This is a genomic window from Serratia sp. NPDC087055, assembly GCF_044900985.1.
In the GTDB taxonomy this organism is placed as follows: domain Bacteria; phylum Pseudomonadota; class Gammaproteobacteria; order Enterobacterales; family Enterobacteriaceae; genus Serratia.
The window spans coordinates 1,360,401-1,379,196 of sequence record NZ_JBJDOG010000001.1 but is presented as its reverse complement, the minus strand read 5'-3'; the positions used below and the strand labels follow the sequence as shown (position 1 = coordinate 1,379,196).

Sequence of the window (18,796 nt, the reverse complement as noted above, 5' to 3'; positions counted from 1 at the left end):
GGATAGCTTGGTGCAGCAATCGTGAAATAGTCGTCATCACTGACCGGCGACAGGCAATATCCACTGGATTAATCGGGGGGATTAGGCCCCGTTTTTCGCACAAAATAACAACTTTTGCATAATCTATGTGGGTTATTATCCCGAGTATTATTAAGTTAGTGAATGTATATTAATGACTAATGAAGATGTATTTTTTATTGAAGAGTTAATTGAGTGGGTTGAGATACATCTGGAGAAACGGCCAAACCTGGACGAAGTCGCGCGCATTTCCGGCTATTCCAAGTGGCACCTGCAACGTAAGTTCAAACGTATCACCGGTATTCAACTTGCCACCTATATTCGCTCACGCATTCTGACGCGCGCCGCGGTAGCGTTACGTATTACTCATCGTTCTATTATCGATATTTCAGACGAACTGGGTTTCGATTCCCAGCAAACCTTCACTCGGATGTTCAAACAGCGTTTCGACACCACGCCTAACCGTTACCGTTCGATGGAGCGGTGGGATGTGAAGAACCTGATGCCGCGCTTTAGTTTTGATGCCAACTTTGCGGCTGACTACTACCCAGAGGTCAAGCGCCTGACCCTGCCGGATATGCAATTGGTTGGCTACTCACGTCAGTTGGATTTTGTCGGAGAGACGGAGATCGAACATTCGTCTTGTATGGCGATGAAAGATGAAATCTTTACCGATTTCTTCCGCGGGCTTAATGTCGATTGCCACCGTGTTTACAGTATTCACTCTGTCCGTAATCGAGGGGGCAGCGAATGTTCCGCGATGCACATCATGGCGGTGGATCCTGAGAATAAAAAAGACATTTTGTCAGGTTATCATATTGATAATATCCCTATTGCCGGGCGTGAGTATATCTCCATCAATCATTTGGGCACCGCGAAAGAGTGTTCACAGTTCTTTGCCTATCTGAGCACCCATGTGATGCCAGGACTCCGGCATGAGGTGAAAGGCAGCATTGAAATGGAAATTATTCAAACCAAAGAATGGAATCAGGATTCGAAAATGCGTCAGATCGACGTTGATTACACCTATCTGATTTCTATCGACTAGAGGGCGCCCCTGTAAGCGGAGCCGTCAATTGGGTTCAGCTAGCCTCATCATGGTCGCCAGCGACACTGACGTATAATAAGGCATTGAGGCGCCCTGGATACTGCAAGGCGCCTCATTTCGTCACTCTTTATCCATTTCTGCCGTGGTCAGACTCTGCGCGGCCTTTTTAGCTTTGACGCGTGCGATGGCCGCCGCAACCGCCGCCTTGCGCGGGTCCTCTTCTGTCACTGTGGCAGCGGGTTCGGCCGGTGTGTCAACCGGGGCTGCCTGCTGCGCGGCTTTCTTGGCTTTGGCACGGGCGATGGCCGCCGCAACCGCTGCCTTGCGCGGATCCTCTTCTGTCACTGTGGCGGCGGGTTCGGCCGGTGTGTCAATCGGGGCTGCTTGCTGCGCGGCTTTTTTAGCTTTGGCACGGGCGATGGCCGCCGCAACCGCCGCCTTGCGCGGATCCTCTTCTGTCACAGTGGCAACGGGCTCGGCCGGTGCGTCAATCGGGGCTGCCTGCTGCGCGGCTTTTTTGGCTTTGGCACGGGCGATGGCCGCCGCAACCGCCGCCTTGCGCGGATCCTCTTCTGTCACAGTGGCAGCGGGCTCGGCCGGTGTGTCAACCGGGGCTGCCTGCTGCGCGGCTTTTTTGGCTTTGGCACGTGCGATGGCCGCCGCAACTGCCGCCTTGCGCGGATCCTCCTCTGTCACTGTGGCAACGGGCTCGGCCGGTGCTTCAACCGGGTCCGCCTGCTGGGCGGCCTTCTTGGCTTTGACTCGCGCTAATGCCGCAGCCACTGCCGCCTTGCGCGGATCATCGCCTTCTGCGGCGGCACTCGGCGTAGGGATTATTTCCTGCTGGGCGCGGCGTTCGCGAGCCTGCGCCTTGCGAGCCTCGCGGGCAGCAATCATCTCGCTGTTGTCCGGCGCGTCACCGCGAATAGTGCCCGTCGCCGGTGCAGCATTCTTACTGCGAACCCGTGCCAGGGCAGCCTGAACGGCATCCTGATCGCCATCGGTTAATTTGACCGCCGCTTTCTTGTGGCGCTCTTCGCGTGCCAGTTTTTCACGTTCGAGACGCGCCAGCTTGGCTTCATAACGTGCCTTGGCTTCCGCCGTGCGTGCCGCTTCCTGATCGATGGCTTTGATCTCGGCCTTTTCCTGGCGGTAGTACTGCACCAGCGGAATATTGCTTGGGCAAACAAACGCACAGGCACCACATTCAATGCAGTCGAACAGATTATGATTGCGGGCTTTTTCGTGTTCTTCGCCGCGGCTGAACCAGTAAAGCTGTTGCGGTAACAGACCTGCCGGGCAAGCGTCAACGCACAAGCCGCAGCGAATGCAGGATTGTTCGGGTTCCTGTGGCGCCATTTCACTGACAGACGGTGCCAGAATACAGTTGCTGATCTTCACGATCGGCACGTTAAGCGCGGGGAGGGTAAAGCCCATTAGCGGGCCGCCCATCACCACCATTTGCTGGGGCTGGGGCTGAAAACCGGCAAACTTCAGCAGGTGTTGCACTGGCGTACCAATGCGTGCCCACAGGTTGCCCGGTTGGCTCAGGGCTTCGCCGGTCAGGGTCACCACGCGCTCGATCAGGGGCTCACCGTCGACAATGGCGCGTTTGATCGCAAAGGCGGTGCCGACGTTTTGCATGAGCACGCCAATCGCGGAGGAGTGCTTGCCGTGCGGCACTTCTTTGCCTGTCAGGATCTTGGTGAGCTGCTTGGCGCCACCGGAAGGGTACTTGGTCGGGATCACGCGCAGGGCAATGCCGGGCTGGTCACGTAACGCATGTTTTAACGCGTCGATCGCTTCGGGTTTATTGTCCTCGATACCGATCAGGGTGACCTTGGGTTGCAGCAGGTGACGCAGGATTTGCGTGCCTTCGATAATTTGATCGGCATGTTCCTGCATCAGACGATCATCGGCAGTGATATAAGGTTCACATTCTGCGGCATTCAGGATCAGGGTTTCCACCCCGTTCATCCCCCCTTGCAGCTTGCTGGCGGTCGGGAAACCGGCACCGCCCAGCCCGGCGATGCCGGCCTGATGAATACGTTGGATCAGTTCGTTCGTTGCCAGTTGGCGGTAATCCGCCACCGGCGTGCGCTCGCACCAGCGGTCTTCGCCGTCAGGCTCAATGATCACGCACAGCTCTGCCAACCCTGATGGGTGAGCCGTGATATGCGGTTTGATGGCGCTAACGGTACCGGAGGTGGGGGCGTGCACGGGGACAGTACGGCCACGGCCGACGGTCAGCGGTTGGCCTTTAAGTACCCGATCGCCCGTTTTGACGCACAGCTCACCTTCCGGCCCCAGATGTTGTTGCAGCGGGATAACAAAGGTGTCAGGCAGTGGAGCGACACGCAGCGGCACTCCGCTGGACAGCGTCTTCATTTCCGGTGGATGGATCCCGCCGTCGAAATCCCAAATCCGGTCTTTTTTGAAGGCGGCGAACAAATTAAGCATGTTGCTCCACGTGAATCACTTGCACCGGGATCGTCTTCATATCCCACTTCCAGTTGGCGGTAGTGGTGGCGACCGGTCTCATTTCAATACAATCGGTAGGGCACGGCGCAACACACAGGTCGCAGCCGGTACAAAGATCGGTAATGACGGTATGCATGGCGCGGGTGGCACCGACGATGGCGTCCACCGGGCAAGCCTGAATACACTTGGTGCAGCCGATACAATTGGCTTCGTCGATATAGGCGATCTGACGCACAGGCTCGACAGCGGCTTCGCTACCCAGCGGCTGTGGTTCGACGTTGAGCAGCTCGGCTAATTTCAGCATCACTTGCTCGCCACCCGGCGCGCATTTGTTGATCATCTCACCGTTAGCCACGGCTTCGGCATAAGGGCGGCAACCGGGGTAACCGCATTGGCCACACTGACTCTGGGGCAGGATCTCATCGACCTGCTCGGCCACGGGGTCTTCTTCTACTTCAAAACGGCGTGCGGCAAAGCCCAGCACCAGGCCAAACAACAGGCCGAGGGCGCTCAATGCCGCAATCGCAATCCATAACGCGGTCATTAGAATTTCACCAGCCCGGTAAAGCCCATAAAGGCCAGTGACATCAGCCCGGCGGTGATCAGCGCGATGGACGAACCGCGGAAAGGGGCCGGTACGTCGGCGACAGCCAAGCGTTCACGGATCGCAGCGAACAATACCATCACCAGTGAGAAACCTGCGGCGGCGCTGAAGCCATAGACCGCAGACTGCAGGAAATTGTAGCCGAGGTTGACGTTAAGCAGCGCAACGCCCAGTACCGCGCAATTGGTGGTGATCAACGGCAGGAAAATGCCCAGCAGGCGATACAGTGCCGGGCTGGTTTTGCGCACAACCATCTCGGTAAATTGCACCACGACGGCGATCACCAGAATAAATGACAGCGTGCGCAGATACACCAGATCCAACGGAACCAGGATAAAGGTGTTGATCACCCAGGCGCTGACGGAGGCCAGCGTCATAACAAACGTGGTAGCCATCCCCATACCAATGGCGCTTTCCAGCTTTTTGGAAACGCCGAGGAACGGGCACAGGCCAAGAAACTTCACCAGGACGAAGTTATTCACCAGTACGGTGCCGACAAACAGGAGCAGGTATTCGGTCATTGCGATGCCTAAAAAAATAAAAGCCGCCTATTATCGGGAATTGGCGGCCTGACCACAACATAGGGATAGCAGGGTTATTGCCCTTTTTGCCCATTTTTGGCGAATATTTACACAATTACTCGCACAAAACGTGCCACAGCCGAGGCTAGCGCTCGGTAAAGGTACCTTTGACCCGTTGTGAACGCTTCATATAAGGCACCAGCAGCGCCGCCATTAACAATGGCCAACCCAAACTGCGCACAGCCAACTCATCCGGTACCGGCGCAAAGGCAAAGGCTTTCACCGCCAGCAACACGGTGATCAACAGCCACAAGAGGAAGAGTTTGGGGAACCGCAGTGATCGGTGGCAGAACAACCAAAGCAGCCACAGGGTAAAGCACCACATCGCCAGCGTCGTCAGCACCGAAAAATACCACTGCATGCTAAAGGCCTGGGCGTTGGTCAGCAGGTATTCGCGCGATTCCGGCATGAAAATGGCCATGGCATACAGGAGCAGCATCAGGCTGGCACTAAGCAGGGTGACGATCAGATAGGCCATTGGGGCCAGCAACCAACCGCCGATACGGGTGTATTCAGCTTGAGACATAAACGGCTTCCTGGGTAAGACATGATTCAATGAGACAGCCGCATAGCTTAGCGGGTAATGCGGGCTTAGTCATCAATATCACGTTATACCCTGCATACTGGAAGCTGCCTCTTTGTTGGCTTCCTGCGCTTACCCCGGTCACATACTGCTTGTTGGCTCCGGGGGATGCGCTGAGTTGCCGCCGCGATGCAATTTCAATTATTTGGGGTATAGATGTCAGGGAGCGTTTGGCTACCGGCAGACTGTTTTGCTGCCGGTAGCGGGACGATTAACGGCGGTTAAGTTGGTAGTAGGCGTCGTTCCAGCGCAGCGCATTTTTGAATGCCGGAAGGGTGGTTGCCTGATCGATTAACAAAAACTCGATGTTATGCATTTCGGCATACAGCTGTAACAGTTCGGCATCCAGCGCCTGTGAGAATACGGTATGGTGTGCTCCCCCCGCCAGGATCCAGGCTTCAGCGGCAGTGGCCAGCGTGGGTTGAGCCCGCCAAATGGCACGTGCCACCGGCAGTTTTGGCAGTGGATGCGGCTGTTCCACCGTGTCCACCTGATTGACCAGCAAACGGAAGCGATCGCCCAGGTCAATCAGGCTCGCGTTAACGGCAGGGCCGGCCGGGGTGGAGAAAATCAGCCGCGCCGGGTCGGCCTTGCCGCCGATTCCGAGAGGGTGGATATCCAGCAGCGGTTTGTGTTCTTTGGCGATCGACGGACAGACCTCCAGCATGTGTGAGCCGACCACTAAATCGTTACCGGGTTGGAAGTGGTAGGTGTAATCCTCCATAAACGACGTGCCACCGTTTAATCCGCTGGCCATGACCTTGAGAATGCGCAGCAAGGCCGCAGTTTTCCAATCGCCTTCGCCGCCAAAGCCGTAACCTTGTTGCATTAGGCGCTGCACCGCCAGCCCCGGCAGCTGTTTCATGCCATGCAGGTCTTCAAAATTGGTGGTGAAAGCCTGGAAGTTGCCCTGTTCAAGGAATCGCTTCATGCCCAGTTCGATCCGCGCGGCATCGATCAGGTTCTCTCGCTTTGCCCCGTTGATCTTCGCAACGTCACTTAACACATAGCTGGCTTCATACTCTTCAATCAGCGCATCCACATCGCCACGGCTGACTTCATTGATGACGCTGACCAAATCGCCGATACCATAGGCATTGACCGAGTAGCCAAACTGGATCTGGGCGCCGACCTTGTCGCCCTCTGTCACCGCCACTTCACGCATGTTGTCACCAAAGCGAGCCACTTTCAGCTGCTGGCTGGCCTGTTTGGCTGCGGCTGCGCGCATCCATTGGCTGATGCGTCGGTGTGCCTCGGGATCCTGCCAGTGGCCGGCAATCACGCTGTGCTGTTGACGCATACGGGCGCCAATGAAACCAAATTCACGGCCGCCGTGAGCCGTTTGGTTAAGGTTCATAAAGTCCATATCCATGCTGTCCCAAGGGACCTGGGCGTTGAACTGGGTATGGAACTGCAGCAGGGGCTTGTGGAGGATGGATAATCCTGCGATCCACATTTTTGCCGGTGAGAAAGTGTGAAGCCAGGTCAGAATGCCGATGCACTGTGGCTGATAGTTGGCGTCACGGCACAGAGCGGTGATTTCATCCGGTGTGGTGACCAACGGTTTCAGCACCAGTTTTACCGGCAACCCGGCTTCGCGGTTAAGGCTATCAACCACCTGCTCGGCGTGAGTTCTGACCTGTTGCAACGTTTGCGGGCCATAAAGGTGTTGGCTGCCGATGGCGAACCAGACTTCGCGCTGTTTAAATGCGTCCATTAAAAACTCCTGAATTGTGTATTGGGACTGATTTGCTGAACCGCGGGTTGGGACGGATACCCGTAATAGTTGGCGTTGCGTCGGTATCTAAGCGCATTCCCGGTGAGGTGACCGGGGATGCGCAGGAAGCCAACGGGGGGCCGCGTCACGTATCTTGGGCGTAGCGTGGCTCGGCGGCCTGGCACCATTGCTGATAACGCTGATAAAGTTGTTGGTAGCGAGCGACACGCTGTGCGTCTGGCTGTAAGGTGCGTTCGATGTCACAGGCCATTTGGCGTTGGGCGTCGGGCACACTGCCAAAACGGCCCGCGGCCACGGCGGCGAAGATCGCCGCGCCCAACGCGCAGCACTGATCGGAGGCAACAATGTGCAGCGGCCGGTTCATTACGTCGGCGCAGACCTGCATGATCGCCGTGGATTTACGCGCAATACCGCCCAAGGCCAGCACGTTATCGACTGGGATCTCCTGCTGTTCAAAGCACTCCATAATGGCGCGGGCGCCAAAGGCGGTGGCGGCAATAAACCCGCCAAACAGGGTCGGCGCATCGGTACCGAGATTGAGATCGGCTATCACACCTTTCAACCGCTGGTTAGCGTAAGGGGTGCGACGGCCGTTAAACCAGTCCAGCACCACCGGCAGATGGTCCAGTGAAGGAGCCTTGGCCCAAGCGTCGGTCAGTGCCGCCAGTAACCCCGTTTCAATGTCTTGCAGCTGTGGCCGCAATTGAGGGTGATTTTTTGCGGCTTCACGCAGCGGCCAACTGAGCAAACGGCTGAACCACGCATACATATCGCCAAAGGCTGATTGTCCGGCCTCCATGCCGATCAACCCCGGCACCACGCTGCCATCGACCTGGCCACAAATGCCTTGAATGGCACGCCCGTCTGCCCGTTTGCGATCGGCGATCAAGATGTCGCAGGTAGAGGTGCCAATCACTTTTACCAAGGTATAAGGCTGGGCACCCGCACCGACGGCACCCATATGACAGTCAAAGGCACCACCGGACAAGACCACTGTCGTCGGTAATCCGAGGCGTGTGGCCCATTCAGGGCTCAAGGTACCCACCGGCAGGTCGGCGGTGTAACAATCTTCAAACAGTGGCCAAGGTAAGTGCTCAACCAACATGGGGTCGAGGGCAGCAAAAAAGGCTTTTGGTGGCAGACCGCCCCAGTCGGGGTGCCACAATGTCTTGTGGCCCACGCTGCAACGCCCGCGTTTTAGCTGATGTGGGGCAGTGGTGCCGGACAAAAGCGCCGGTACCCAATCGCACAGTTCCACCCAGGAAGCGGCCGCCCGGCGAACCTCCGCGTCTTGGCGCGTGACATGCAGGATCTTGGCCCAGAACCATTCGGCCGAGTAGACGCCGCCGATATAGCGGGAATAGTCGGGGAATTCACCGCTGCGGCATAGCCGATTGATGGCGTCGGCTTCTTCGAGGGCGGTGTGATCTTTCCACAGGACAAACATGGCGTTTGGGTTGTCGGCAAATTCTGGCCGCAGCGCCAATACCTGGCCTTGCTCGTCTATCGGCGCCGGCGTGGAGCCTGTTGAGTCAACGCCAATGCCAATCACCTGCAACCGTTGCTGCGGGGTCATACGTTGTACCAGACCGACAATGGCCTGTTCCAGGGTTTCAATATAGTCGAGTGGGTGATGGCGGAAACGGTTCTCCGCCGCATTGCAGAATTCACCGCGTTGCCAGCGGGGATAATAAACCACCTCGGTATCCAGCTCCGCACCGTCCTGGCAGTCAACCGCCAAAACCCGTACCGAATCGCTACCGAAATCCAATCCCAGGGCAATAGCACCTGCCGTCATGATGTGACTCCTGATGTGTTAACACGCTGTGACAACCATAGGAGCCGAAGCGGTGGGCAGGTGAGGAGCCGTTGGCTGGAAGTATGCACTTTTCTGCTTCACGCAGTGGTTTTGTGATGGCTGTCATAAGTTAGCGCTTGGCGAAACTCGCTAAATATATGCACATATCTGCTGTATTCCACGGATGTGATAGCGCTCTACATTTAAGTAACAAATACCCGCTAAAACTTAAGCCGTCTTACCCCTGCCGTGGGTGAGTGCCGCGATATATGCGACATACCGACGGTATAAAACCTAATGATAACGTTTTCACCGCGAGCGGGTTTCGTCGCCAAAGAGAACAAAATAGCGGAGAGCATCATGCATAAATTCACTAAGGCGCTGGCGACACTGGGTCTGGCGGCCGTTATGTCACATTCAGCTATCGCCGAAACGATGAAACTGGGTTTTTTGGTCAAGCAGCCGGAGGAGCCGTGGTTCCAGACAGAATGGAAGTTTGCGGACAAGGCCGGTAAAGATCTGGGTTTTGAGGTGATCAAAATCGCCGTGCCGGATGGGGAAAAAACCCTGAATGCCATCGACAGTCTGGCGGCCAGCGGAGCCAAGGGCTTCGTGATTTGTACGCCGGATCCGAAGCTTGGATCGGCGATCGTTGCCAAAGCGCGCAGTTACAACCTGAAGGTGATTGCCGTGGACGACCAGTTTGTCAACGCGAAGGGCAAGCCTATGGACACAGTGCCCTTGGTGATGATGGCCGCCACAAAAATCGGTGAACGCCAGGGCCAGGAACTGTGGAAAGAGATGAACAAGCGCGGTTGGACACTGCCGGATACCGCCGCGATGGCGATCACCGCCGATGAGCTGGACACCGCCCGTCGTCGTACCGGGGGTTCCATTGCGGCGTTAAAGGCTGCCGGCTTCCCAGAAAAGCAGATTTATAGGGTACCGACCAAATCTAACGACATTCCGGGGGCGTTTGACGCCGCCAACTCAATGTTGGTGCAGCATCCGGAAGTAAAAAACTGGCTGATCGTCGGGATGAATGACAACACCGTGCTGGGCGGCGTTCGCGCTACCGAAGGCCAGGGGTTCAAAGCGCCGAACGTGATCGGCATTGGTATCAACGGCGTGGATGCGGTCAGTGAATTGTCCAAGGGGCAGGCGACCGGCTTCTACGGTTCACTGCTGCCAAGCCCGGATATCCACGGTTACAAGAGTATTCAGATGTTGCATGACTGGGTCGAAAAAGGCGTAGAACCGCAGAAATTCACCGAAGTGACGGATGTGGTGTTGATCACCCGTGACAACTTCAAAACCGAACTGCAGAAAAAAGGCCTGATGTAATCCCCGAGCCGCCCGCAGCATTACGCCGGGCGGCATTGTTGACTGCAGGAGGAAAACGCTATGAGCGCCACATTGCCGTATCTGGCATTTAAAGGCATAGGTAAGACCTTCCCGGGCGTGAAGGCACTGGATGACATCAGCTTTAGCTGTCAGGCCGGGCAGATCCACGCGCTAATGGGAGAAAATGGCGCCGGGAAATCAACGTTGCTGAAAATTCTCAGCGGCAATTACGCGCCGACCCAAGGGGAAATTCAGCTGCAAGGCCGGGCGGTACAGTTCACTAACACCACCGATGCGTTGAATGCAGGGGTCGCGATTATTTATCAGGAACTGCATCTGGTGCCGGAAATGACGGTGGCGGAGAACATTTATCTTGGCCAGTTACCGACCAAGCGCGGGCTGGTGGATCGCAAACTGTTGCGCTACGAATCCCGGCTACAGCTGGAGCACCTCGGGCTGGATATCGATCCGGATACGCCGTTGAAATACCTGTCGATCGGCCAGTGGCAGATGGTGGAAATCGCCAAAGCGCTGGCGCGTAATGCCAAGGTGATCGCTTTTGACGAACCCACCAGTTCGCTGTCCGCCAGAGAGATTGAACAACTGTTCCGCGTGATCCGTGAGTTACGCGCCGAAGGGCGGGTGATCCTGTACGTTTCGCACCGTATGGAGGAGATCTTCGCCCTCAGCGACGCCATTACCGTATTCAAAGATGGCCGCTATGTGCGCACCTTTGATGATATGCGGCAGGTCGATAACGCGCAGCTGGTGCAGGCGATGGTCGGGCGCGATCTGGGCGATGTGTATGGCTATCAGCCTCGTGAACTGGGCCCGGAGCGTTTAGTGCTTAAAGGGCTTAAAGCGCCGGGTGTCAGAACCCCGATCGACTTGAGCGTGCGGGCTGGGGAGATCGTCGGGTTGTTCGGTCTGGTCGGCGCGGGGCGCAGTGAACTGATGAAGGGCATTTTTGGTGCTACGCGTATCAGCGGTGGTCAACTGATGCTTGATGGACAACCGATCGCCATTCGTTCACCGATTGATGCCATTCGTGCAGGCATCATGCTGTGCCCGGAAGATCGTAAAGCAGATGGCATCATCCCGGTGCACTCGGTCCGCGACAACATCAATATCAGCGCGCGACGTAACAGCATCCGCGCTGGGTGTTTGATCAACAACGGCTGGGAAGCCAGTAATGCCGAACACCACATCCGTGCGTTGAACATCAAAACCCCAAGTGCCGAGCAGCTCATTATGAATCTGTCTGGCGGTAATCAGCAGAAAGCCATTCTCGGCCGTTGGTTATCCGAAGAGATGAAAGTGATCCTGCTGGACGAGCCGACGCGTGGCATAGACGTGGGCGCCAAGCATGAAATTTACAACGTTATTTATCAACTGGTGCAGCAGGGCATTGCGGTGTTGTTCGCTTCCAGTGATTTGCCCGAAGTACTGGGATTGGCGGACCGCATTCTGGTGATGCGGGAAGGCGCCTTGTCTGGCGAATTACTGCATAACACGGCCAGCGAGGAAAAAGCCCTCAGCCTGGCAATGCTACGCACCCCTGATATTGCCCCTGATGCCGCTGCGGCGGTGGCCTGATTGTGAAGGAGAAAGAGATGTCGACCCTAACGACCGATTCCGTAAAAAACCGCAGCGGCCAAGGGCTGGCGCGGATTTGGGACAGCTACGGCATGCTAGTGGTGTTCGCGGCGCTGTTTATCGCCTGCGTGCTCTTTGTGCCCAACTTCGGTTCCTTCATCAATATGAAGGGGCTGGGGCTGGCAATTTCCATGTCCGGCATGGTGGCCTGTGGCATGCTGTTTTGCCTGGCTTCCGGTGATTTTGACCTGTCTGTCGCGTCAGTTATCGCCTGTGCAGGCGTCACCACCGCGGTGGTGATCAACATGACCGAAAGCCTGTGGATCGGCGTAGCGGCTGGCCTGCTGTTGGGCATGGTCTCTGGGTTGATTAACGGTTTTGTGATCGCCCGGCTGAAAATCAACGCGCTGATCACCACCTTGGCAACCATGCAGATTTTTCGCGGGCTGGCCTACATCATTTCTGACGGCAAGGCGGTGGGTATCGAAGACGAACGCTTCTTTACCTTGGGGTACGCCAACTGGCTGGGATTACCTGCGCCGATTTGGATCACCGTCGCCTGCCTGATCTTGTTTGGTTTCTTGCTCAATAAAACCACCTTTGGCCGCAATACGCTGGCGATTGGCGGCAATGAAGAGGCTGCACGTCTGGCCGGGGTGCCCGTCGTCCGCACCAAGATCGTGATTTTTATGCTGTCTGGGCTGGTTTCCGCCGCTGCCGGCATCATCCTGGCATCACGCATGACCAGCGGCCAGCCGATGACATCGATCGGTTATGAGTTGATCGTGATCTCCGCCTGCGTGCTGGGTGGCGTGTCATTGAAAGGGGGCATTGGCAAAATTTCCTATGTGATTGCAGGTATCTTGATTCTTGGCACGGTAGAAAACGCCATGAACCTGTTGAACATCTCGCCGTTCTCGCAGTACGTGGTACGTGGCGTCATCTTGCTGGCCGCGGTGATTTTCGACCGGTACAAACAACAGGCCAAACGTACGGTCTAGAAAATCGAGAACCCTGTTCACAGTTCTGTTAACTGCCCGGGTCGTTTTCCACCGGGCATCTAAGCTATAGGATCGTTACCTAAGCCGTTCCGGGAGGACAGATGTATCATCGTATGGCACAGGAACCGCAGCCAAACCCGTTGTTACCGGGTTATACCTTTAACGCCTATTTGGTGGCGGGGTTGACGCCGATCATGGCCGACGGCCCACTGGACTTCTTTATCGACCGCCCAGGCGGCATGAAGGGTTATATTCTTAACCTGACCATCAAAGGTCAGGGCAAGGTATTTGACGGCGAAGACACCTTTCACTGTAATCCCGGCGATCTCCTGCTGTTCCCGCCCAAAGCGGCGCATTACTACGGCCGTTCACCGGACAGCGATTGCTGGTACCACCGTTGGGTGTATTTCCGTCCACGGGCCTACTGGGCCGACTGGCTGGAGTGGCACAGCAAGACCCATGAGGTCGGGCGGTTGACGCTGCCGAACAATAACCTGTTGCTGGAGTTCGACCGGCTGTTCGCCAATATCGAGCAAACCCAACGTTCTGGCCGTCGGTTTGCCGAGGAACTGGGGATGAACTTGCTGGAGCGCCTATTGCTGCGTGCGATGGAGGAAGATCCACTGAGCCCGCAGAGGATCATGGACCCGCGAGTGATTGAAGCCTGTCAGTTTATTACCGGCAACCTGGCCGGGGAGTTACGTATTGATGAGGTGGCGCGCCACGTCTGCCTGTCGCCTTCACGGCTGGCGCACTTATTCCGTGAGCAGGTGGGCATCAACATTCTGCGTTGGCGGGAAGATCAGCGGGTGATCCGTGCCAAGTTACTGTTGCAGACCACACAAGAATCTATAGCCACGATCGGGCGGGTGGTGGGCTATGACGATCAGCTCTATTTTTCCCGTGTGTTTCGCAAACGCGTGGGCGTGAGCCCGAGTGATTTCCGCCGTCGCAGCCTGGAGATTAATTATCCGGCCAGAAATGAGCGTGAATCGGCTCCTCTGGCGGTTACAAGTTAACATTAAATTTACTTCTTGTTCCTGCCAGCATCATGGTGTCAAATCTGATGGGTCCCTACTCGATAGATTTCACGTTCAACCAGGCGGCAAGCGTGTGAATTCCCAAACGCATACTCAAGTAAGTGACGGGGTTGAGCACGAGCAGCCAACAAGGTTGTGGTTTGAAAGATGAAGAGTATTTTGCGAGCCAGTAAGAGGAAACACCATGGCAGAGAAAATTCGGGTTGGATTGGTCGGTTACGGCTATGCCAGCAAAACCTTTCATGCGCCATTGATCGTCGGTACGCCGGGCGTAGAGTTGGCTGCCGTATCCAGCAGCGATGCCGGTAAAGTGCACGCTGATTGGCCGTCTATGACGGTGGTCAGCGATCCGCAGGCGCTGTTCAACGACCCGTCTATCGACCTGATCGTCATTCCTACCCCCAATGATACTCACTTCCCGCTGGCACAGCAGGCCATGGCCGCCGGCAAGCATGTGGTGGTGGACAAACCGTTTACCGTGACGTTGTCACAGGCACAGGAACTGAAACAACAGGCGGAGCAAAGCGGCAAGTTGTTGTCAGTGTTTCACAACCGCCGATGGGACAGTGATTTCCTGACGCTTAAAGCGCTGCTGAAAGAAGGTGTACTTGGCGACGTGGTTTACTTCGAGTCTCATTTTGATCGCTTCCGGCCGGAGGTTCGCCAGCGCTGGCGTGAGTCAGGCGGTGCCGGCAGCGGCATCTGGTATGACTTAGGACCGCATTTGATCGACCAGGCACTGCAATTGTTCGGCAAGCCGGACACCTTGTTTGTCGACCTGGGGGAACTGCGTCCAGGCGCGCAATCGGTGGATTATTTCCACGCGGTGCTTAATTACGGGAAACGTCGCGTGGTCTTGCATGGCACGGTGCTGGCGGCAGCGGAAACTGCACGCTATATCGTGCACGGTACTCAAGGCAGCTTTATCAAATTTGGGCTGGATCCGCAGGAAGACCGTTTGAAGGCAGGCGAGCGTCTGCCGCAGGCTGACTGGGGTTACGATATGCGTGACGGCATCGTGACATTGTCACGCGATGGGGTGTTGGCGGAAAAACCCTTGCTGAGCCTCCCTGGTAACTACCCGGCGTATTACGCGGCAATCCGCGATGCGATTAACGGTGAGGGTGACAACCCGGTACCGGCTGCCGATGCCATCAAAGTGATGGAAATGATTGAGTTGGGCATTGAGTCGGCGAAACAACAAAAAGCGCTGCCGGTAGCCTAACTGTCGCGTTTCATTCTCCGGGTTCGGCGTGCTGAACCCGCTTTACTCTTCGAGGGATCCCGATCCATGTCCTGGTTGCAGCGTCTGCGTATTGATAAATTTTTGCTGGTATTGATTCTGGTCGTGATTATCGCTTCGGTTTTCCCCTGTGAAGGCGTATGGAAAACCTTCTTTGATCACCTGACCACTGCTGCTATCGCGTTGTTGTTCTTCATGCATGGCGCCAAGTTATCACGTGAGGCGATCATCGCCGGGATGAGCCACTGGAAGCTGCATTTGATGGTGTTTCTCAGCACCTTTGCGCTGTTCCCGTTGCTGGGTGTGGCGATGAACCTGATGGTGCCAGGCTTGATGACACCCACGGTGTATTTGGGCTTCCTTTACTTGTGTGCGCTGCCGGCGACGGTCCAGTCGGCGATTGCTTTTACCTCGGCAGCGGGTGGAAACGTGGCTGCGGCAGTATGCAGCGCTTCGGCATCCAGTATTCTTGGCGTTTTTCTCTCGCCGTTGCTGGTGGGGGCGCTGATGCATACGCAAGGGGGGGATACTGACGTGTTGCACGCCATTGGTTCCATCATTTTGCAATTGATGGTGCCGTTTGTGGTGGGGCATCTGGCAAGACCGTTGATCGGCAAATGGGTCGATCGTCACCGTAAACTCATCAATCTCACTGACCGTTCATCGATTCTGTTGGTGGTATATACCGCCTTTAGCGCAGCGGTGGTGGAAGGCATTTGGCACAAGATCGACGGCTGGTCACTGTTGACCATTTTGGTGATGTCATTGGTGCTGCTGACGGTGGTGTTGGTTATTAATACCTATGCTGCGCGCTGGTTAGGCTTCAGTACGGCTGATGAGATCACTATTGTGTTCTGCGGTTCGAAAAAAAGCCTGGCAAACGGCATCCCGATGGCCAACGTGTTGTTCCCGGCGGCGGCAGTGGGGGCAATGGTGTTGCCGCTGATGATTTTCCATCAGGTGCAATTGATGGTGTGCGCCGTGTTAGCGCAGCGCTATGCGCGCAAAACCGCCAAGCAGCGGGCGGACGTGCTGACGGCGAAATAAAAAATGAGGACGTGGGTAAAATACTCCGTTGTTTCATTGAAGTGGCGCTGCATGCTGGGCCCATTTGTATAATCAATGGGTTAAATCGGGTCGAACATGTTCGACCCCTACCGGTTTAGCCCTTAAGCGGGTTTATCAGCAGCCACAATGGGCGCGAAATAGCGCCCATCGCTCAATTCAATTAGCCCGAACTTTATCGCGCAGCGCTTGTTTTTCCTGCTCGCTGAGGAACGCCATTTTCAGGCCGTTTTCCTGAGCGGTACGGATTTCAGCCGGGGTCAGGCCCGCTTGTGGCGCCGCCACAAGGTACTCGTGTTCAATTTCGATGCCCTGAACCGCCGGATCGTCGGTATTGATCGACGCCATGACGCCGTGACGCAAGAATTTGGCCAGCGGATGTTGCGCCAGAGAAGGCACGGTGCTGGTCTGAATGTTGGACGTCAGGCAGGATTCGATCCCAATGCCGTGTTCCGCCAGAAAGTCCATCAACGCCGGATCTTCAATCGCTTTTACCCCGTGGCCGATACGCTCGGCACCCAGCTCACGGATCGCCTGCCAGATGCTTTCCGGGCCGGCGGCTTCGCCTGCGTGCACGGTGATGCGTAGACCCGCATCACGGGCGCGGTTGAAGTGATTGAGGAACAGACTGCCAGGGAAACCCAGCTCGTCACCGGCCAGATCCAGCGCTGTGATGCCGTCGCGATGTGCCAATAAACCGTCCAACTCTTGCAAGCAGGCGGCTTCGCCAAAGGTGCGGCTCATGATGCCGATCAGACGCACATCAATGCCAAAATCTCGTGTTCCTGAACGAATGCCATCAATGACGGCCTCGACTACGCCAGCCACGGGCAACTGGTGCTTCATCGCCATGTAATACGGCGAAAAGCGCAGCTCGGCATAGTGCAGGCCGGCATTTGCTGCATCTTCAACGTTTTCGTAAGCGACGCGACGACAGGCGTCTACATCGCCCAAGACCGCTACGCCCCAGTCCAGCTTTTGTAAAAAGCTGATCAGATCCGGTTCTGCATGGGTGATTTGCACGTGTGGGCGCAGTGCGTCGAGATCGTTGGCGGGCAGAGCAAGGTTAAATTGACGCCCCAGGTCGAGAATGGTTTGCGCGCGGATGTTACCGTCAAGGTGACGGTGGATGTCGGTCAGCGGTAAGCGGGAGTCAATCATGATGTGCACTCGTTATTTTGTTGTAGGTAAAGTGCAGATCAGTATAAAAACAAATTGATGAAAATTTCCATATCGTTGCATAAAAAAGTGACGGCAATCACATTAATGAGGGTGATTGCCATTTTTCTGCGCTGGGGTTGAAGAAAAAGCCCCCGCGTTGATAGAGGTAACAGATCTCAGCCCACCTTCAATGCTGAGAGGCGTTCATCATGATGCTCGCCGATGCCATGCTGTGCCAGCCAATGCTTAACCCGACTGATATCCAGCGGCTGCGCCTGATCAATACGGAGCACCGGTCCCAGGGCTAACGGCATGGCGCGATCGGCCAGCGCACGCAGTTCGGGCAGGTATTCCACTCCGGGGTGGCCTTTAGGGCGCTGCCCGGTACGTGCTGCATAGCGTTCGGCTGCCAATTCACCGGATATTTGGTTCCACACCTCCAATACCTGGGCCACGCCCGCCTCGCGCAGGTACTGGTTCAGCTGTTCTCTGGGCTGAAAGCCGAACCAGGCATCAATAACATAGATGCAGCGCAGTGGCGCCTGCGCCACCATCGACCAGATGGCCTGATAAGCGGCGTAACCCAGCTGCCGGTTAAGCTCGCGGTCAACGTCACCCAACCGTGCCATAAAAGGCTCTTTGATACCGTCGAGGGAGAGATAAGGCAAAGTAAAATGCTGTGCCAACGCCTGGGCAAGGGTGCTTTTCCCGGAAGCCGGAACCCCATTGACCAAAATAACGGTTTTGCCGCCGGTCACTGTTGTCGAATTCATAATATCTCCACCACGTCTTGCCAGAGTTTTGCGGCGCGTAGCTGGTCGAGACGCTGCTTGTTATCCAGCAAGTCCACGATTGCGCGCAGGCCTTCTTCGATATGGCTGTTACTGTCGGTCGCGCCGAACAAGATGACGATGTCGGCCTCCTCACTGTCTTGGAAGGTGATAGGTTGCTCGAGCAATACCATGCTGAAACAATTCTTTATCACGCCGCACTCTGGCCGCGCATGAGGAATGGCAATGCCTTCGTCGAACACGTAATACGCACCATGGGCCAGCGTATTGCTGATCACCGCCTGATAATAGGATGCGTGGATATAGCCGTTATCGATCAAGGGGCGTGCCGCCAACGCTATGACCTTTTTCCAGTCGGTTTCCTGCACACCGACCTGTATCGCACCGGCCTCTATCAACAGTTGTTTAATCGTCATCATGTTCCCTCAGAGAGACTTCCTGATAATATTGCGCAGCTCATCCATTTTAATAAAAACAGCATCGATATGTTGGCGATGGTTTTTATTTTTGGCATAAATCTTTAACGCGCGATTATAGGTCAGCATTAACGTCTTATGAATTTCGCTGTCCGCCGGTGTTGTTGCCAGTCGCTGCTCCAATGCGTCAATTTCGGCTGATATTTCATTGGCTTCATTATCTTGTTGATGGGGATTAGGCTCTTTATCCCGCCAGCTCTTCATAAAATTAAACATAACCATCTCCAG

At 55.8% G+C, this 18,796-nt stretch carries 17 protein-coding genes; 7 read left to right on the top strand and 10 right to left on the bottom strand.

The features are described from left to right. Nucleotides 1-172: 172 nt before the first annotated feature. Nucleotides 173-1,066, top strand: coding sequence for a helix-turn-helix domain-containing protein (locus ACI2J2_RS06430; protein WP_404759698.1), 894 nt, complete (start codon nucleotides 173-175; stop codon nucleotides 1,064-1,066). 120 nt (nucleotides 1,067-1,186) lie between these two features. On the opposite strand, the gene rsxC is transcribed toward ACI2J2_RS06430, so the two are convergent. From rsxC to ACI2J2_RS06400, 6 genes are all read right to left on the bottom strand, one after another. Next, complete coding sequence (rsxC, locus tag ACI2J2_RS06425) at nucleotides 1,187-3,526, bottom strand: electron transport complex subunit RsxC (RefSeq protein WP_404759697.1); 2,340 nt, start codon at nucleotides 3,524-3,526, stop codon at nucleotides 1,187-1,189. Then, complete coding sequence (rsxB, locus tag ACI2J2_RS06420) at nucleotides 3,519-4,091, bottom strand: electron transport complex subunit RsxB (RefSeq protein WP_209633099.1); 573 nt, start codon at nucleotides 4,089-4,091, stop codon at nucleotides 3,519-3,521. The genes rsxC and rsxB overlap by 8 nt, the downstream gene beginning before the upstream one ends. Further along, a complete protein-coding gene (rsxA, locus tag ACI2J2_RS06415) occupies nucleotides 4,091-4,672 on the bottom strand; it encodes an electron transport complex subunit RsxA (RefSeq protein ID WP_004938443.1) in 582 nt (193 codons plus the stop codon). Before rsxA ends, rsxB begins: the two co-directional genes overlap by 1 nt. A gap of 145 nt (nucleotides 4,673-4,817) precedes the next feature. Then, a complete protein-coding gene (locus ACI2J2_RS06410) occupies nucleotides 4,818-5,258 on the bottom strand; it encodes a DUF2569 domain-containing protein (protein ID WP_037414760.1) in 441 nt (146 codons plus the stop codon). Nucleotides 5,259-5,526: 268 nt separating this feature from the next. After that, entirely contained in the window at nucleotides 5,527-7,032 is a 1,506-nt protein-coding gene (gene araA / locus ACI2J2_RS06405) for an L-arabinose isomerase (RefSeq protein WP_209633101.1), read from the bottom strand. Between the two features lie 145 nt (nucleotides 7,033-7,177). After that, a complete protein-coding gene (locus ACI2J2_RS06400) occupies nucleotides 7,178-8,851 on the bottom strand; it encodes a ribulokinase (protein WP_209633103.1) in 1,674 nt (557 codons plus the stop codon). A 360-nt stretch (nucleotides 8,852-9,211) separates the two neighbouring features. On the opposite strand from ACI2J2_RS06400, the gene ACI2J2_RS06395 reads away from it, so the two are divergent. The 6 genes from ACI2J2_RS06395 to ACI2J2_RS06370 all read left to right on the top strand — a co-directional run bounded on the left by ACI2J2_RS06395 (nucleotide 9,212) and on the right by ACI2J2_RS06370 (nucleotide 16,122). Next, nucleotides 9,212-10,195: an arabinose ABC transporter substrate-binding protein gene (locus ACI2J2_RS06395; RefSeq protein WP_404759696.1), complete on the top strand. Its 984-nt coding sequence runs from the start codon at nucleotides 9,212-9,214 to the stop codon at nucleotides 10,193-10,195. A 60-nt stretch (nucleotides 10,196-10,255) separates the two neighbouring features. Beyond that, nucleotides 10,256-11,791 (top strand): L-arabinose ABC transporter ATP-binding protein AraG, encoded by a 1,536-nt coding sequence (gene araG, locus ACI2J2_RS06390; protein WP_404759695.1) that lies wholly within the window; start codon nucleotides 10,256-10,258, stop codon nucleotides 11,789-11,791. 17 nt (nucleotides 11,792-11,808) lie between these two features. After that, on the top strand, nucleotides 11,809-12,792 hold the full coding sequence (gene araH, locus ACI2J2_RS06385) for an L-arabinose ABC transporter permease AraH (RefSeq protein ID WP_209633109.1): 984 nt from the start codon (nucleotides 11,809-11,811) through the stop codon (nucleotides 12,790-12,792). A gap of 101 nt (nucleotides 12,793-12,893) precedes the next feature. Continuing rightward, nucleotides 12,894-13,811 (top strand): arabinose operon transcriptional regulator AraC, encoded by a 918-nt coding sequence (gene araC, locus ACI2J2_RS06380; RefSeq protein WP_209633111.1) that lies wholly within the window; start codon nucleotides 12,894-12,896, stop codon nucleotides 13,809-13,811. Between the two features lie 205 nt (nucleotides 13,812-14,016). Then, nucleotides 14,017-15,057: an oxidoreductase gene (locus ACI2J2_RS06375; protein ID WP_404759694.1), complete on the top strand. Its 1,041-nt coding sequence runs from the start codon at nucleotides 14,017-14,019 to the stop codon at nucleotides 15,055-15,057. A 66-nt stretch (nucleotides 15,058-15,123) separates the two neighbouring features. Then, a complete protein-coding gene (locus ACI2J2_RS06370; RefSeq protein ID WP_209633114.1) occupies nucleotides 15,124-16,122 on the top strand; it encodes a bile acid:sodium symporter family protein in 999 nt (332 codons plus the stop codon). A 177-nt stretch (nucleotides 16,123-16,299) separates the two neighbouring features. On the opposite strand, the gene add is transcribed toward ACI2J2_RS06370, so the two are convergent. From add to ACI2J2_RS06350, 4 genes are all read right to left on the bottom strand, one after another. Next, nucleotides 16,300-17,301, bottom strand: coding sequence for an adenosine deaminase (gene add / locus ACI2J2_RS06365; protein WP_404759693.1), 1,002 nt, complete (start codon nucleotides 17,299-17,301; stop codon nucleotides 16,300-16,302). Between the two features lie 176 nt (nucleotides 17,302-17,477). After that, entirely contained in the window at nucleotides 17,478-18,074 is a 597-nt protein-coding gene (locus ACI2J2_RS06360) for an AAA family ATPase (protein ID WP_404759692.1), read from the bottom strand. Further along, the gene (locus ACI2J2_RS06355) at nucleotides 18,071-18,508 is read right to left on the bottom strand and encodes a PTS sugar transporter subunit IIA (RefSeq protein ID WP_209633119.1); all 438 of its coding nucleotides are present in this window, start codon (nucleotides 18,506-18,508) and stop codon (nucleotides 18,071-18,073) included. The genes ACI2J2_RS06360 and ACI2J2_RS06355 overlap by 4 nt, the downstream gene beginning before the upstream one ends. A gap of 9 nt (nucleotides 18,509-18,517) precedes the next feature. Continuing rightward, complete coding sequence (locus ACI2J2_RS06350; protein ID WP_404759691.1) at nucleotides 18,518-18,784, bottom strand: hypothetical protein; 267 nt, start codon at nucleotides 18,782-18,784, stop codon at nucleotides 18,518-18,520. Nucleotides 18,785-18,796: the final 12 nt, after the last annotated feature.

Bases quoted from the DNA above. Each gene is read 5' to 3' on its own strand.
- ACI2J2_RS06355 (WP_209633119.1), bottom strand. From the start codon at position 18,508: ATGACGATTAAACAACTGTTGATAGAGGCCGGTGCGATACAGGTCGGT.
- ACI2J2_RS06400 (WP_209633103.1), bottom strand. From the start codon at position 8,851: ATGACGGCAGGTGCTATTGCCCTGGGATTGGATTTCGGTAGCGATTCG.
- add (WP_404759693.1), bottom strand. From the start codon at position 17,301: ATGATTGACTCCCGCTTACCGCTGACCGACATCCACCGTCACCTTGAC.
- ACI2J2_RS06375 (WP_404759694.1), top strand. From the start codon at position 14,017: ATGGCAGAGAAAATTCGGGTTGGATTGGTCGGTTACGGCTATGCCAGC.
- ACI2J2_RS06395 (WP_404759696.1), top strand. From the start codon at position 9,212: ATGCATAAATTCACTAAGGCGCTGGCGACACTGGGTCTGGCGGCCGTT.
- rsxA (WP_004938443.1), bottom strand. From the start codon at position 4,672: ATGACCGAATACCTGCTCCTGTTTGTCGGCACCGTACTGGTGAATAAC.
- araH (WP_209633109.1), top strand. From the start codon at position 11,809: ATGTCGACCCTAACGACCGATTCCGTAAAAAACCGCAGCGGCCAAGGG.
- ACI2J2_RS06430 (WP_404759698.1), top strand. From the start codon at position 173: ATGACTAATGAAGATGTATTTTTTATTGAAGAGTTAATTGAGTGGGTT.
- rsxC (WP_404759697.1), bottom strand. From the start codon at position 3,526: ATGCTTAATTTGTTCGCCGCCTTCAAAAAAGACCGGATTTGGGATTTC.
- rsxB (WP_209633099.1), bottom strand. From the start codon at position 4,091: ATGACCGCGTTATGGATTGCGATTGCGGCATTGAGCGCCCTCGGCCTG.
- ACI2J2_RS06350 (WP_404759691.1), bottom strand. From the start codon at position 18,784: ATGTTTAATTTTATGAAGAGCTGGCGGGATAAAGAGCCTAATCCCCAT.
- araG (WP_404759695.1), top strand. From the start codon at position 10,256: ATGAGCGCCACATTGCCGTATCTGGCATTTAAAGGCATAGGTAAGACC.
- araA (WP_209633101.1), bottom strand. From the start codon at position 7,032: ATGGACGCATTTAAACAGCGCGAAGTCTGGTTCGCCATCGGCAGCCAA.
- ACI2J2_RS06360 (WP_404759692.1), bottom strand. From the start codon at position 18,074: ATGAATTCGACAACAGTGACCGGCGGCAAAACCGTTATTTTGGTCAAT.
- ACI2J2_RS06410 (WP_037414760.1), bottom strand. From the start codon at position 5,258: ATGTCTCAAGCTGAATACACCCGTATCGGCGGTTGGTTGCTGGCCCCA.
- araC (WP_209633111.1), top strand. From the start codon at position 12,894: ATGTATCATCGTATGGCACAGGAACCGCAGCCAAACCCGTTGTTACCG.
- ACI2J2_RS06370 (WP_209633114.1), top strand. From the start codon at position 15,124: ATGTCCTGGTTGCAGCGTCTGCGTATTGATAAATTTTTGCTGGTATTG.